The sequence below is a fragment of the Myceligenerans pegani genome, from assembly GCF_014892515.1.
In the GTDB taxonomy this organism is placed as follows: domain Bacteria; phylum Actinomycetota; class Actinomycetes; order Actinomycetales; family Cellulomonadaceae; genus Myceligenerans; species Myceligenerans pegani.
The window spans coordinates 121,159-135,838 of sequence record NZ_JADBGR010000068.1; the positions used below are offsets into that span (position 1 = coordinate 121,159).

The window sequence follows — 14,680 nt, forward strand, 5'->3', positions numbered from 1 at the left end:
CGCGACCGGGCCCTGGGACCTACCCGCTCACGCGGAGCATCTCGTCGACCACGACACGCCAGGCGGCCGGCGGCGGGACCTGGTGGCCCACGCCCTCCAGCGGCACGAACCGTGCGCCGGGGACGGCCTCGGCGAGCGCCTGCCCGTGCGGCAGGAGGAAGAACGGGTCGGCGTCGCCGTGCAGGACCACGGTGGGCGCGCGGAGGTCGGCGAGGGTGCGGCCCGCCGCGAGTGGTTCGCCCTCTGCCAGGGTCCAGTGGTTGCCCGACGACGCCGGGTTCACCGACCGCGCCACCACCTGGCCGGCGATCCGCCGCGCGAACCCCTCGTCGAACCCGGCGGCGGCGTAGACACGCTCCTGCGCGACCAGGTGGTCGACGACGGCGCGGGCGTCGCTCCAGTCCGGATCGGGCGGCGGGTTCGTGAAGAGCTCCCTGACCTCGGGCGCGGACGGCGGCAGCCCGGCGTCGTCCACGGACTTCCCGGGCGCGAGCGGGACGGCAGCCGACGTCGAGACGAGCGTCAGCGAGGCGACCCGCTCCGGCCACTCCAGCGCGATCTCCTGCGCGATCCCACCGCCCGCGGAGATCCCGGCGAGGTGCGCCCGGTCGACGTCGTACGCGTCGAGCACCCGCAGCGCGTCCTCGGCCAGGTCCCTCCCGGTGTACGAGGGCTCGCCCGGCGGATCCGTCCGGGAGGCGCCGGTGTCCCGGTGGTCGTAGCGGATCACGAAGCGCCCGCCGGTCGCGAGGGCCCGGCAGAACCCGGCGTCCCACCAGTCCATCGCCGCGGACAGGCCGCTGATCAGCAGCAGCGCGGGGTCGGCGGGGTCGCCGAACGACTCGGCGCAGAGCTCACCGCCGTCGGCCAGGGGGACACGGCGCTCGGCGCCGCGGTTCTTCGTGCTGCCCGTGCTCGTCGTCTCCATGATCGTCTCCCGTTCTCGTCCCTGTGCCCGGCTGACCACTCCTTGGTACATGACGACGACTGGTAGTTCATAAACGACGACGCCGGCAGGCGCGCCGGGAGGCTTCCGCGGCCCGGGATCCCCTCGGTACAGTCGCTGGATGAAAAAGGACAATGAGGTCACTCCGGATACGGGCGAGGCACGCGTGGGCGGCGCGGTCCCCCGCTGGAGCATCATCGGCCCCGGCATCGTCGTCGCCGCCACCGGCATCGGCGCCGGTGACCTGGTCGCCACAATGGTGGCCGGCAGCCAGTACGGCTACGCGCTGCTGTGGGCGGCGATCGCGGGCGTGGTGATCAAGATCGTGCTGGTCGAGGGTGCCGGGCGGTGGACGCTCGCGACCGGCCGCACGATCTTCGACGGCTGGCGGCAGCTCGGGCTCTGGGCCACGATCTACTTCGGCATCTACATCGTGGTGTGGGGCTTCAGCTACGGCGCGGCCGCGATGTCCGCGACCGGCCTGGCGCTGAACGGTCTGATGCCCGGCGTCGAGCTGCGCTGGTGGGCGATGGCGGCCGGGGTCGCGGGCCTGCTGCTGGTCTGGTTCGGCAGGTACAAGCCGTTCGAGAACCTCATCGCGGTCCTGGTGGGCATCATGTTCGTGACGGTGGTCGGCTCGGCGGTGATGACCGTGCCGAATCTCGGCGGCATCGTGAGCGGGCTCGTGCCCCGGATCCCCGACGGCGGCGTCATCTACACGCTCGGCCTGGCGGGCGGCGTCGGGGGCACGATCACGCTGGCCGCCTACGGCTACTGGCTCGCGGAGAAGGGCTGGGCGACGCCCCGCTGGATGCGGGTCATGCGGATCGACAACGCGTGGGCGTACGTGATGTCCGGGATCTTCGTGATCGCGATGCTGATCGTCGGCGCCGAGCTGCTGTACGCCTCGGGGATCACGGTGGAGGACGGCGGCGCCGGCCTCGTCGACCTGTCCGGCGTCCTCGCGGACCGCTACGGCGACTTCATGGCCCCGGTGTTCCTGATCGGATTCGCGGCCTCCGCGTTCTCGTCGGTGCTCGGCGTCTGGCACGGTGTGTCACTGATGTTCGCCGACTTCGTGGCGACCTCGCGCGGCCTGCCCGCCGACGACCGTCGTCGTGGCGCCGGCGGCCTCTACTACCGCGCGTACATCCTGTGGCTGACGATCCCGCCGATGGCGCTGCTGTTCCTGGACCGGCCCATCGCGCTGGTCATCGCCTACGGCGCGCTCGGCTCGCTGTTCATGCCGTTCCTGGCGATCACGCTGCTGTTCCTCAACAACTCGTCGAGCGTGCCGCGCCTGTGGCGCAACCGCTGGTGGGTCAACGTGATCCTGGTGGCCGTGGCGGCGATGTTCCTCGTGCTCGGCTACGACCAGCTCGCCGGCGCGCTCGAGGCGGTGGTGCCGTTGCCGAGGCCAGGGTTCTGAGCCGGCGCCGGACGCCCCGGCACCCGGACCCGGACGTCCACGCCGGCGCGCACGTCGTCGGCGTCGGCGACGGTGACGCGCACGGAGTAGACGCCGGCCCGACGGTAGGTGTGCTCGCCCACCACCTCGTAGCGCAGTCCCTGCCCGCCTCGCTTCGCCCGCGCCACGGCGTCCTCCGGCTCGGACCCGTCGCCCCAGTCCACGGTGGCGGCGTAGTCCTCCGCGCCGGATCCCGCCCCGCCTGCGAAGCGGGCCAGCACCGACTCCAGCGGCTTCCCCGGCCGGACGGGCCGCACCCGCGCCGGCCGGACCTCCAGCCGCGGCACGGGGGCGGCGAGGGAGAGCTCGTCCACCCAGCCGCGCAGGTAGCCGTCCTGGGCGCCGGGCGTCGCGAACACGTCCCCGGTCGAGAGCGTCAGCAGCACCGTGTCCACGGTCTTGCCCACCGTCTCCTCCGGGAGCGCCACCGAGACGCGGTTCCAGGTGTCCGGTTCGAGGACGGCGCCCTGGGACAGCGCGTCGATCGGTGCCCCGTTCGACGCGACGGCGCCCGTGTCGGACAGCCGGGTCCCGTCGGTGAACAGCAGGTCCACGGCCGCGTACGGGCTGGCGTTCTGCACGTAGTCGCCGAAGGGGCCGCCGTCGCGCTGCGGGCGCAGCGTGTAGGAGAGCGTCTCGCCGCCCTGGACCGGCTCGTCGACGTCGAGCAGGACGTTCGACGCGTGCGCCCCCGCCTCGAGCGCGCGGGCCGAGTAGATGACTGCCTGGCTGCCGTCGCTCGCGTCGCCGCCCTGCACCTTGCTCTCGACGCCGCCGATGCCGCAGCAGTACTCGCCGAACCCGGTGTTCTCGAACGTCTCGTTGAACGGCGCCTGCGGCTGGCCGGGTTCGAACCCGGTGCGCACGAGCGTCCGCACCTGCTCGACGACGTCCACCTGCAGCTCCTGGTCCCGCAGCGCGACGCCGCCCGCCTCCAGGCGCACGGTCACGTCGTAGCTGCCGAGCGCCAGGTCGCGTCCGGCCCGGAGCGTGATCGGGACCTCGCCGGTACCGTCGTCCCCGATCTCGACCGGGGCCGAGGCCTCCAGCGGCGTCAGGCCGTCGGGAGCCTCGATCCGGTAGGTGACCGGCTCGGGCGCGGACGCCGAGCCGGCCCGCACCCCGAGCGTGACGGTCTGCGTGGGCCCGCCGGGCGACGCGGTGGTACGGCCCGACGAGAGGGAGGCCAGGTAGGGCTGCTCACCCTCGCGGTCCGACGGCGGGGCGTCGTCCGGTCCGGTGCCCCACTCCGTCGGGGTCGCCGACAGGTCGAACTCGACGGCCGTGTTCCTCGCGATCGCGGAGGCGGGCAGGTAGGTGCGCGTCGTCGCCTCGCCGTCGACCCGCAGGCCGGCGACGTACGGGGTGTCGACGCCGGCGCCCGGCGCGGAGAGCGTGAGCGTGACGCCGTTCGCGCGGCGGATCTCTGCCCGCTCGAACAGCGGCGCCGCCACGACGAGGTCGGCCCGGGACGGGTTCTGCGGGTACAGGCCGAGCGCGGCGAACACGAGCCAGGACGACATCTGGCCGAGGTCGTCGTTGCCCGGGATCCCGTCGGGGCCGTTCGGCACGCCGTCGGGGCTGACCAGCCAGAGCTGCTTGATCGTCTCCCGCACGGTCTCCTGCGTCCTCGCGGGCTCGCCCGCGTAGTTGTACAGCCAGGGCGTGGCGATCGAGGGCTCGTTGTCCATGTTGGCGTGGACGTTGCCGTCCCACGGGCCGGTGAGGCGCCAGCTGCCGTCGTCGGCGTGGAAGAACCCGTCGAGGCGGCGGACGGCGGTGTCCCGCCCGCCCATCGCGTCGAACAGGCCGGCCGGGTTGTGCTGCACCATCCACACGTACTGGGCCGCGGTGCCCTCGACGAACCCGCTAGACGACGCCGGGTCGAACCCGCCCGTCCACGTGCCGTCCGGCGTACGGCCCTGGAAGTAGCCGGCGGCTCCGGTCGCGTCAGGGCCGGTCGCGTCCGGGTTGAACTGGTTCTGCCAGGACTGGGCGCGCGCCATCAGCTCGGCGTGGTCGGCGTCGCGACCCAGGGCCTCGGCGAGGGTGGCCAGCCCGTAGTCGGCCGCCGCCATCTCCAGCGTCTCGTTCGGGCAGCCCCACGCGTTGCAGCCCTCGGGGTAGTAGCCGTGCTCCAGGAACTGGTCGAGCGAGGGCCGCTGCCCCTCGACGGCCACGTTCCAGCCCCGGCGCGACCGGTCGAGCTCGGTCGGCACCGTGGCGGCCCGGAACAGGGACTCGTACGCCCGCTCCACGGGGAAGTCGGTGCCGCCGAACGCGTGGATCGCGGCGACGGCGATCGCCGACGGGTCCCCCACCATGACGTGGGTCGCGCCGGAGTTGTGGGTCCAGCGGTCCCAGACGCCGCCGTTCTGCTCAGCCTGGTTGAGGAGCGACGCGGCGACGTCGGACCCCCGTCCGGGGTCCAGGAGCGTGAGGAGCTGGATCTGGGACCGGTAGACGTCCCACCCCGAGAACGTGGCGTACTGCGCCTCCTGGCCGTCGGGCACCCGGTGGGTGGCGAGGTCGAAGCCGGTGTACTCGCCGTTGACGTCGCTGGTCACGTTGGGGTGCAGCAGCGCGTGGTAGAGCGCGCTGTAGTAGGTGGTGAGCTCGTCCTCGGTGCCGCCGGCGACCCGGGCGCGGTTCAGCTCGGTGTTCCAGGCGTCCCGGGTCGCCGCGGCGACGCCGTCGTGCGCGGTGCCGTCGGGGATCTCGGCGGCGAGGTTCTCGGCGGCGTTGTCCGCGCTGACGTAGGAGATGCCGACGCGGACGCCGACGTCGGCCCCGTCGCCGTCGTCGGCGAACGACACGTACGCGCCGGAGCCCTTGCCGGCGGGCGGGAAGCCCGCGACGGGCTGACCGCCCCGCGACAGGCCGCCCTGGTATCCCGTGCCGCCCGCGGCGCGGGTGGTCCCGGGCCGCAGCTCGTCGTCCCGCCAGGTGCCCCAGGCCTCGAACGCGGTGTCGAAGACCGCCGTGAAGTGCACGGTGTAGTAGCTGCGCTGGAGGATGCCGTCGCCGGTGAACGGGCCGCAGAAGTTGCCGCTCGTCACCGAGCCGGAAATGGTCCGGGCGGCCGGGTCGATCGTGACGTCGGCGTCGCCGGAGCCGACGAGCGAGTCGGACGTGCGCACCAGCATCGTGGCGGGGTCGCCGGCCGGGTACGTGAAACGTCCCGACCCCGCGCGCGTCGTGGCGGCGAGCGAGACGTCGACGCCGCTGTCGAGCGCGACGTCGTACCGCCCGGGTTCGGCGCGCTCGGCGTCGTGCGAGAACGTGGACTCGTACGGGCGCTGCGCGGCGTCCGCCGCGGGCGGGGCGACGTCGAGCTCGCCCGCCACCGGGAAGAACGGCAGGTCGCCCGAGATCCCGGCGCAGCCGGCGCCGGAGACGTGGGTCAGGCCGAAGCCGCGGATCGTGTCGCGGTCGTACTGGTAGCCGCTGGGTGAGGCCGTGCGCAGCGTGCCGCGGCCGGCGTTCTCCCCCTCGGTGGGGCCGTCGTAGAAGCTCTGGTCCGGACCCCACGCCAGCATGCCGAACGGGGCGACGGCGGCCGGGTGGGTGTTGCCGGCGTTGGCCGTGCCGATGAACGGGTCGACGTGGGCGGCGGGGTCCTCGACCCAGGGCGGGGCGTCGCCGGGTACCGGTCCGGGCGCCGCGGCGGCACCGGGTGCGAGCGCCAGGACGACGGCGAGCGCGGCGGCGGACGGTACGACGGAGCGCAGGCGCATGAAACCCCCAGTGATCAGCGCGAGGGACCGTGCCCACGCGGCGGTGCGGGCGAAGCACGCCCATGCAACCGGACGACTGACACCGCTGTCAACAGGGGTGGGGGCGACATCGGGGAAGCTACGTAGGCAGTTCGTCCCGGCGCGGCAAGCGGGGGTTCACCGCCTCGCCACCCCCTCCCGTCAGCATGGACGCGCACGCCCAGCCCGATCTCGACACGATCTGGAGGAACGATGCCGTCCCACGACGTGCCCACCGCCGCCCCTGCCCGCGGGAACCGAGCCATGACCCGACGCCGGACCGCCGCGGTGACGGTGGCGGTCGCCGCCGCCGTCACGCTCGGCGGCCAGGCGATGACCGCCCAGGCCGCCGCCCCGCCGGACCGCGTGACCCTCAGCCCCACGGCGACCCCGTCCACCAGCCAGACCGTCACCTGGCGCACCGCCACGGACGCCCCGTCCCTCGTGCAGCACGAGCCCGTCGCCGGCGGCGGTCTCGTGACCACCGAGGGCCGCACCACGGGCCGGGCCGGCGGCAGCACCTACCACCGCGCCACGCTGGAGGGCCTCCGACCCGGCACCGCGTACCGCTACCGCGTCGGCGACGGCGACACCTGGAGCTCCTGGACCGAGTTCACCACCGCGAGCGCCGCCGGTGAGCCGTTCCGCTTCCTGTACTTCGGCGACGTGCAGAACGACATCACCGCGGGCGCGGCGCCCGTGATCCGGGCCGCGTACGACGCCGTCCCGGACGCCAAGGTGGCGGTGCACGCCGGCGACCTCATCAACGACGCGGACGACGACGGCCAGTGGGGCGAGTGGTTCGCCGCGCAGGGGTCGCGGTCGGCGTCGGTCAACCATGTCGCGGCGATCGGGAACCACGAGTACGACTCGTGGGACGTGTCGGGGTTCTGGAACCTGCAGTTCCCGGGGACGGGCAACGGCCCCGGTGACGACGACCTCGACGACACGGTCTGGTACACCGACTACCAGGGTGTGCGGTTCGTGGTGCTGAACAGCAACTACACGAACGCGCCCTGGTTCGACGTGCACGACTGGATGGAGGACCAGGAGGCCTGGCTGGAGGACGTGCTCGCGGACAATCCGAACCGGTGGACGGTGGTGGCCTTCCACCAGCCGGTGTTCGCGAACAGCTCGGGCCGTACGGGCGTGGTGGTGCGGGAGTACTGGCTCGACGTGCTGGAGGAGCACGACGTCGACCTCGTGCTGCAGGGCCACGACCACTCCTACGGCCGCGGGAACCTGCGGGCGAACCGCGTCGACGAGCACTCGCACACCGGCCCGGTCTACACGGTGGCGGTGACGGGCCCGAAGTTCTACGACCCGGTCACCACGGACTGGCGGCTCGGCGGCGCCGAGGTGCGGGCGCAGTACGGCGAGACGCAGACGTACCAGGTGGTGTCGGTGACGGACGACGAGCTCGCGTACGAGGCGCGCACGGCCGACGGGACCGTCGTGGACGGGTTCACGGTGGACAGGTCGGACGGCACGAAGGTGGTCACCGACCACTGACGGCGTCCGGTGGCCGTGTCGCCGTCGGCGACACGGCCACCGGACGCACGCGGCGTGACCAGGCCGTCGCGTGGCGGTCCGTTCGTGCGCGTGGTGGGATGGTGAGTGCCGGGCGGGGAACGTCGCCGTTCCACCTCGCCCGCCTCACGGAGGGAGCAGGCGACATGAGCGTCACCGATGTCCACGCGGAGCATTCGCTCGCCGAGCACACGCACGGGCCCGGCTGCGGGCACACGACGGTGCAGCACGGCGACCACGTCGACTACGTGCACGGCACGCACCACCACGCCGAGCACGGCGACCACTACGACGAGCACGAGTCCGTCGCCGAGCACGGCCCCGAGGCGCACACCCACGGCGGGGAGTGCGGCCACGAGACGGTCCAGCACGGCGACCACGTCGACTACCTCCACGACGGCCACAAGCACGCCGCCCACGGGGACCACTACGACGAGCACTGAGAGGTCCCGGCGGGATCATCCCTCCAGGTGGCCCCAGCGGGCGCGGAGTGCGTCCCAGCTGCCCGCGTCCACCTGGCGGCCCTGGTCGAGGACGATGACGTGGTCGGCCGCCCGCAGCGTCGTGGCGCGTGAGGACGAGCCCACGATCGTCGTGCCGGACGACCGCAGGGCCGCCCAGAGCGCCGCCTCGGTGGCGGCGTCCAGCGCGGAGGAGACGTCGTCGACGATCAGCAGGTCGGGCTCGGCCGCGAGCGCCCGGGCGAGGGCGAGGCGCTGCGTCTGACCTCCGGACAGCCGCAGGCCGCGATGCCCGACGACGGTGCCGTGCCCGCCGGCCTCGGCGACGTCCTCGTCGAGCTGGGCGGTGGTCAGGGGCGGCGCCACGGCGCGGTCGTGGTCGAGGTGGACGTTCTCGGCGATCGTGCCGGACACGATCCGCGGCAGCTGGCCGACGAACGCGGTTCTGGTCCCGGCCAGGCCGGCGAGGTCGGTCACGGGCGTGTCGTTCCACGTGACGGCCCCGTCCAGGCGGATGAGTCCGGCAAGCCCGGCCAGCAGCGACGACTTCCCCGCTCCGACACGTCCGACGACGAGAACCGTCCGGCCGGGCCGGAGGTCCAGGTGGACGTTGCGGACGCCGACGGTGCCGTCGTCGTGGACGGCGCTCACGCCGGACAGGCGGAGCCGGGCCAGCGGTCCGACCGGCGCGGTGACGGCCGGGGTCTCATGGGTTCCCCGGACGAGATCGACGTCGGCGGGGACCGCGGCGAGGTCGGTGGTCCCGGCGAGGCGGGCGGCGATCTCGGTCCAGCGGCGGGCGACCGGGATGCGGGTCAGGACGTTCCCGGCGGTGACGCCGGCCCATCCGTAGGCCCCGATCGCCGTGTAGACGACGAGCGTGGTGGTCAGCGACCAGGTGCCGGCCACGTGCAGCCACCACACGACGACGGTCGCGGACCTCGACACCAGCCAGGGCGCCTGCCAGACGAGGTAGGAGACCCGGTCCTCGCGCTGGGCGGCGTCGACCCGCCGGTCGTCCTGCCGGCGCAGGTGGGCGAGCGCGGCGTGGGTGGCACCGGAGAGCTTGATGGTGCGCACCGCCTCCAGCACCGATCCGAGGGCGCGCCCGAACGCCGCGCGGGCGTCGCCGGCGACGCGTGCGCTGTCCCCGACGAGCCCGGCGCCGAGGCCCGCGGACGCGGCCGAGATCGCGACGACGCCGGCGGCGATCGCGACGGCGAGCGGGCTGCCGGACACTCCTCCGAGCACGGCCAGGGTGGTGAGCCCGAACAGGAACTCGCGCGCGGTCCGGGACAGGACCAGGAGCCGGTACTCCTCGAGCGTGCGGGCGGTGACCTCGCCGGGGGACGGCCGCTCGACCGGGGCGTGACCGGTCTGGCCACGCAGGATCGACAACCTGACCCGGAGGCGGCCCTCCGTCCAGAGCATGGTCCGGGGGCGAGCCTCCAGGTAGTAGATCGCGGCGCTGAGCAGGGCGGCGGCGATCACCCCGGCCGCCGGCCACCACGGGTCGCCCCCGGCCATGAGCGCCGTGACGAGCGCGGCCCACACCCATCCGGCGGCCGCGCTGGCGGAGCCGGCGACGTCGTCGAGCCACATCAGCAGCTCGGCCGGGATCCACCAGCGAGGGCGGGCCAGGGCGGCTCGCGTCGCGGTCCTGCCGACCGGGACGCGCGCGGAGCCGGCGGCCGGCCGCGTCGTGTCGCGCGCCCGGGTGTGAGCGGCGCGGTGCACATGCGCGGCCGGGGCGGCGGCGTCGTGCCCCGTCGTGGCGGTGCCGTCGGCCGCCAGGAGGGCGGCGAACCGCCCGTCCCGGGCGGAGAGCTCGTCCCAGGTGCCGTGCTCCACGATCCGTCCGTGGTCGGTCACGGCCACCGTGTCGGCGCCTCGCGCCGTGGCGAGCCGGTGGGCGACGACGACGCCGGTGCGCCCGGCGAGCAGGCCGCGCGCGGCGCGCGTGACGGTCCGGGAGGTGTGCGGGTCCATGCGTGCGGTGGCCTCGTCGAGCACGACGACCCGGACGTCCCGCACCAGCAGCCGCGCGAACGCGACCAGTTGTTCCTCGCCGGCGCTGAGCATCACCCCGCGCGGCCCGAGGACCGTGTCCAGCCCGTCGGGGAGTCCGTCGACCCAGCCGGACAGGCCGAGCGCGCCGATGGCCGCCGTGACCCGCTCGTCGGCGACGTCGCCGAACAGCGTGATGTTCTGCCGCAGCGTCCCGGACAGGATCTCGGTGCGCTGACCGACGACCCCCACCGTGCCGCGCAGGTGCTCGACGTCCAGGTCCCGCACGTCGACGCCGTCGAGGAACACGCTCCCGGCCGGCGGCTCGACCGCCCGGGACAGCACCTTGGTCAGGGTGGTCTTGCCCGATCCCGTGCGGCCCACGAGGGCGACCGTGCTTCCGGCCGGGACGGACAGGCTGATCGGGCCGAGCGTGAACCCGGCGCCGTCCCCGGTCGGGTAGGTGAACGTCAGGTCCCGCAGGTCGATCCGCGCCCCGGCCCCGTCGTCGGCGTCGGGGAGCCGACCGCCGCGGGCCGGTTCCTGCTCGGCGGCGAGCATGTCCCGGACGCGGGCGAGGGTCCCGAGGCCCTCCTGGATCTGCGGCAGCAGGCTCGTCAGCATGTGCAGCCTGCGCACGAACGTCGAGACCAGGAGGAACAGCGTGACGAACCGCGCGACCTCCAGGCCCCCGCTGCGAACCGCCAGCACCCCGCCCAGCACGACCGCCGCCGTCAGGCCTGCCGTCACCAGGGACAACCGCAGGGAGAACCGTGCCGAGAGCATGGACGCGGTGAGCTGGGCGCGGATCGCGGCCGCGCCTGCTCGGGCGAACCGGCGCAGCACGAACGGCTGGCCGCCGACGCCGCGCATGTCGTCGCGCGCGGCCACGGCCTCCTCGAGCTGGGCGGCCGAGTCCGACCACGCCTTCTCCGCCGCCGTCGTCGCCGCCGTGATGCGCGCCCCGGTCCCCCGGACCGCCAGCATCGCGACCGCGCCGACGGCGGGGAACAGCCACCAGGCGGGCGCCCACATCACCCCCGCCGTCACCCACGACACCACGGCCCCGACCAGGCCGTAGAACGCCACCTCTCCGAGCCTGCGGAACACCGAGAACAGCGCGCGCGGATCGTCGTCGGTGCGTTCCAGCAGCGAGCCGATCGCCTGCTCCTCCAGGTCGGGGAGCTTCCGGCGCAGCGTGACCGCCAGGAGCTCGCCACGCAGTCTGGACTCGCCCCGGGCTGCCACCGCCCGCCACCATCCCGTGACGATCACGCCACCGGCGATCGTCGTCGCCGTCAGCCCCGTGAACAGCCAGAACAGCTCCAGCGACGGGCCCGCGACCAGGTCTCCGGTCACCACGGCGAGCCACGCGTCGATGCCCGCCATCACCATCGTCAACGGCACCACGGGCGCCAGGGCCCGCATCAGGTATCCCCGCCACGACCCGTCCTGCCGGCGGGCGGGCCGCGCCCTCTTCGAGTACCTCGGCAAACTCCGTCTCCTTGGTCGCGCGACGCCGTGAACGTTGGGGGGTACGAGGGGCGCCGCCCATTCCAGCGCGGATCTCCGCCGCTGACCAGGGCATTTCTGTGGCACGTCCGTGGCATCCATGTGGTACGCGCGTCCCTGGCGACCTGGGCCCACACCGGCGCGGTGCTCATCAAGGCGGATGAGCCCCAGCGCGTTCGTCAGGCGGCGTGTCGGGCGGGTGTGGGTGGTGGTGGCGCGACCGATTCGTACCGGAGGCCGGTCGGTGTAGTCGTGGTGACCCGGTGGCGTCCGGTGGCCGGGTCAGTGCCAGTGGTGGCTTTCCAGCCGGGTGCCTCTTTTGTCTGGTTGCAGGCCTCGCACAGGCCCTGTCCGTTGCCCAGGACCGTGGAGCCGCCCGCGCCAACCGGTACGACGTGGTCGAGGTGCTTGACCGGGGCGTCACACCAGGGCGTACGACAGATGCCCTGATCCCGCACGCGCAGCAGATCAGCCAGCCCGCCCGCGAAGAACCGCTGCCGGGAGGAAGCGGCCACCAGATCACCCGCCGGGTCTGCATAGACGGCCCGCAGCCAAGCAGCATCGGCATCCAGACCGGCGGCCACAACGTTGCGGGCCACCTGCGCGGGCACGGGACCGAAGCCACGCCCGGACTCGTCGGCCACAACGGCGGGCTCATGCCCAGCCGCGAGCAGCGTGCGGTCGGACACGATCAGGTTCACGGTGACGGGCACTTGATCGGCGATCTCTTGTCCGGTAACACGCTCGACGAGCGCGTCGGCCATGACCTGGCCGCGGGAACGACCCTCACCCTCACCGTCCTCGGCATCACCGGTGCCACCGGCGCGTGCGGCATCGGCCGCCTGCTTCAGGGCCGCGTACACACGCACACCCTCAGCCACCGGCAACAGCGCACCCAGACGCACCATCGCCTCCGGTGCGGGCCGGATCGAGACGTACCGGTCCTTGGCTGCCTTCGCGGCCCGGCGCACCACGGCGGCGGGATCGAGTTCGGCGGCACGCTTCCTGGCACGCGCCTCCAGCTCCCGCGTGCCCACACCCTCCAGCGTGGCCGGGTCGGCACACAGGTCCGCGTCCACGCAGGCACGGTCCTCCGCCTCGAGACACGCGGTCTCCCTGACCAGGATGATCGCCCGCTCCTGCGTGAGCCGTCCGGCACGTAGGGCAGCGAGAGTGTGGGGCATCTCGGTGTGCAGCATCTTGGCCGCCCCGATCAGGGTCCCCGCCCGGTGCGGAGACACGCGCAACGCCAGGGCGACCTCGCTACGCACCGAGCGGGCCGCCTCCCGCTCCGTCGACCGTATGGTGACGGGCACCGACCGGCCGGCGGGGTCTGCCTCGGCGGTCGCGACGGTCTGGTGGGCCTGGTCCCGGACGCTCTGATCCAACTCGACCATCAACTGCGCCTGCACCGCCGCGATCCCACCAGCCAGATCCTCCAACGCCCGCAACATCCCCACCTGATCACGCATCCCGCCGGGCTTGCCCGCAGCCAGCAGCCACTCATGCACCCCAACCACATCAGCCGCCGAGACATCAACGGGCGCCGAGACGCCAGCTGGCGAGAGGCCACCGGACGACACGGTGGCGTGCGCGGGAGTCGCGGCCTGCCCGGCCTCTTCCAGGGAGCCAGGCACAAACCTCACCGCGCGCCGTGTCGTCATGTCCCCATTCTCCCAGCAGAAACAAGCAAACACGAGCCGAAACCCCTATCCACCACCAATCTGTGGAAACATTTGTTCTGCACAGGGTTGCGGTCGGTCTCGCTCCGGCAGAACTCCATCGAGACGGTCCCGCGCTCCAGGGTTGGTGCGCCGATCACGCCCGCGGCCACCCGCTGTCGCTTCGACACGACGGACTCCCTCAGTGCCGGCACGAGGCCGTCCCATCGGAAGGCAGACAGCCGAACCACCCTGACCGAACCTGCCTGCCGAGTACTGTCATCGGAATGGGACGGATCGACTACATCGACGACCCCGATGCCCCGGCGATCAACAGCGTCGTGCCCTCCGTGGTCGCGATCGTGCGCGACGACGAGGGCCGAGTCCTGATGATCCACAAGACGGACAACGACCGGTGGGCCCTGCCTGGCGGTGGACACGAACCCGGAGAGAGCATCTCGGAGACCGTGATCCGCGAGGTCACGGAAGAGACGGGCTACGACGTCGCCGTCGAGACGCTCACCGGCACCTACACCAACCCGAACCACGTCATGGCCTACGACGACGGCGAGGTGCGCCAGCAGTTCTCCCTCGCGTTCCGGGCCCGGCTCCTCGGCGGCGAGCGACGCACCAGCAGCGAGAGTGACAAGGTCGAGTGGCTGCTACCCGGGCAGATCGACGACCTGAACCTTCACCCGTCGATGCAAATGCGAATCGCCCACGCTCTCCAGGAAACCGACCGGCCACATATCGGCTGACCCGAGCCGCGCCCGCGCGCTACCACGACGGCCACAGGTCCGGAGCGCGCCGCTCCACTCGTGCACCCGGGTACTCCTGGGTATGGCGCCGCCGCGCCTCTTCGAGCCCGTACCTCACCTGCTCGTCGAGGAGCACACGGGGCAGCTCGTCCGAGTGGTACACCACTGTCACCACATCGCCGGGCTCGAAACCTGGATAGCCCGTGGTGGCCAGGTACATCTCCTCGCCGAGGGGAGGGCCGGCCTCCAGGCGCACCGGGTTGTGGGCGCGAGCGGTCCCAGGATCGACGGTGACAACGTATTCCTGGATGTGTTCCTCCTCGCGGACCACGGCGCGGATCTCGGTGCCACGATCTCGAAGGACCTTCACGAGCCGAGCGTCCTCCTCCTGTTCCCGGTCTGCCTTCAGCGTCTGACCGGAGATCGTCAGCCAGAAGCCGGTCACGCCGAGCGCGCCGATCAGGAACAGCGTCCCGCACCCCATGCGCGGGGGCTCGTGCTTCGGTTCCCAGGACGTGGACATGCGCTGCCTCCCGACGACGACGTGGCTGATCGTCCAGGTGGGACGGTACTGGCGCCCGG

The 14,680-nt window shown here is 73.0% G+C and carries 9 protein-coding genes; 4 read left to right on the forward strand and 5 right to left on the reverse strand.

The features are described from left to right. Positions 1-19: 19 nt before the first annotated feature. Positions 20-928 carry an alpha/beta fold hydrolase gene (locus IIE03_RS08795; RefSeq protein ID WP_192862368.1) on the reverse strand — a complete coding sequence of 303 codons (909 nt, stop codon included), beginning with the start codon at positions 926-928 and terminating at the stop codon, positions 20-22. 139 nt (positions 929-1,067) lie between these two features. On the opposite strand from IIE03_RS08795, the gene IIE03_RS08800 reads away from it, so the two are divergent. Next, a complete protein-coding gene (locus IIE03_RS08800; RefSeq protein ID WP_192862369.1) occupies positions 1,068-2,375 on the forward strand; it encodes an Nramp family divalent metal transporter in 1,308 nt (435 codons plus the stop codon). Here IIE03_RS08800 and IIE03_RS08805 read toward each other — a convergent pair. Next, complete coding sequence (locus tag IIE03_RS08805) at positions 2,315-6,151, reverse strand: GH92 family glycosyl hydrolase (RefSeq protein WP_192862370.1); 3,837 nt, start codon at positions 6,149-6,151, stop codon at positions 2,315-2,317. The genes IIE03_RS08800 and IIE03_RS08805 overlap by 61 nt on opposite strands. Positions 6,152-6,433: 282 nt before the next feature. Here IIE03_RS08805 and IIE03_RS08810 point away from each other — a divergent pair, with 282 nt between their 5' ends. Continuing rightward, positions 6,434-7,681: a purple acid phosphatase family protein gene (locus IIE03_RS08810; protein ID WP_192862371.1), complete on the forward strand. Its 1,248-nt coding sequence runs from the start codon at positions 6,434-6,436 to the stop codon at positions 7,679-7,681. 164 nt (positions 7,682-7,845) lie between these two features. Continuing rightward, on the forward strand, positions 7,846-8,142 hold the full coding sequence (locus tag IIE03_RS08815) for a hypothetical protein (protein ID WP_192862372.1): 297 nt from the start codon (positions 7,846-7,848) through the stop codon (positions 8,140-8,142). 15 nt (positions 8,143-8,157) lie between these two features. Here IIE03_RS08815 and IIE03_RS08820 read toward each other — a convergent pair whose 3' ends face one another. Continuing rightward, positions 8,158-11,661, reverse strand: a complete 3,504-nt coding sequence (locus IIE03_RS08820) for an ATP-binding cassette domain-containing protein (protein ID WP_192862373.1) — start codon at positions 11,659-11,661, stop codon at positions 8,158-8,160. 197 nt (positions 11,662-11,858) lie between these two features. After that, entirely contained in the window at positions 11,859-13,343 is a 1,485-nt protein-coding gene (locus IIE03_RS08825; RefSeq protein ID WP_192862374.1) for an HNH endonuclease, read from the reverse strand. A 284-nt stretch (positions 13,344-13,627) separates the two neighbouring features. On the opposite strand from IIE03_RS08825, the gene IIE03_RS08830 reads away from it, so the two are divergent. Continuing rightward, positions 13,628-14,098 carry an NUDIX hydrolase gene (locus tag IIE03_RS08830; protein ID WP_192862375.1) on the forward strand — a complete coding sequence of 157 codons (471 nt, stop codon included), beginning with the start codon at positions 13,628-13,630 and terminating at the stop codon, positions 14,096-14,098. A gap of 19 nt (positions 14,099-14,117) precedes the next feature. On the opposite strand, the gene IIE03_RS08835 is transcribed toward IIE03_RS08830, so the two are convergent. Beyond that, on the reverse strand, positions 14,118-14,621 hold the full coding sequence (locus IIE03_RS08835; protein WP_192862376.1) for a hypothetical protein: 504 nt from the start codon (positions 14,619-14,621) through the stop codon (positions 14,118-14,120). Positions 14,622-14,680 lie beyond the last annotated feature (59 nt).

Coding starts and splice junctions, on each gene's coding strand:
- IIE03_RS08810 (WP_192862371.1), top strand. CDS start 6,434: ATGACCCGACGCCGGACCGCCGCGGTGACGGTGGCGGTCGCCGCCGCC.
- IIE03_RS08795 (WP_192862368.1), bottom strand. CDS start 928: ATGGAGACGACGAGCACGGGCAGCACGAAGAACCGCGGCGCCGAGCGC.
- IIE03_RS08835 (WP_192862376.1), bottom strand. CDS start 14,621: ATGTCCACGTCCTGGGAACCGAAGCACGAGCCCCCGCGCATGGGGTGC.
- IIE03_RS08830 (WP_192862375.1), top strand. CDS start 13,628: ATGGGACGGATCGACTACATCGACGACCCCGATGCCCCGGCGATCAAC.
- IIE03_RS08825 (WP_192862374.1), bottom strand. CDS start 13,343: ATGACGACACGGCGCGCGGTGAGGTTTGTGCCTGGCTCCCTGGAAGAG.
- IIE03_RS08800 (WP_192862369.1), top strand. CDS start 1,068: ATGAAAAAGGACAATGAGGTCACTCCGGATACGGGCGAGGCACGCGTG.
- IIE03_RS08815 (WP_192862372.1), top strand. CDS start 7,846: ATGAGCGTCACCGATGTCCACGCGGAGCATTCGCTCGCCGAGCACACG.
- IIE03_RS08805 (WP_192862370.1), bottom strand. CDS start 6,151: ATGCGCCTGCGCTCCGTCGTACCGTCCGCCGCCGCGCTCGCCGTCGTC.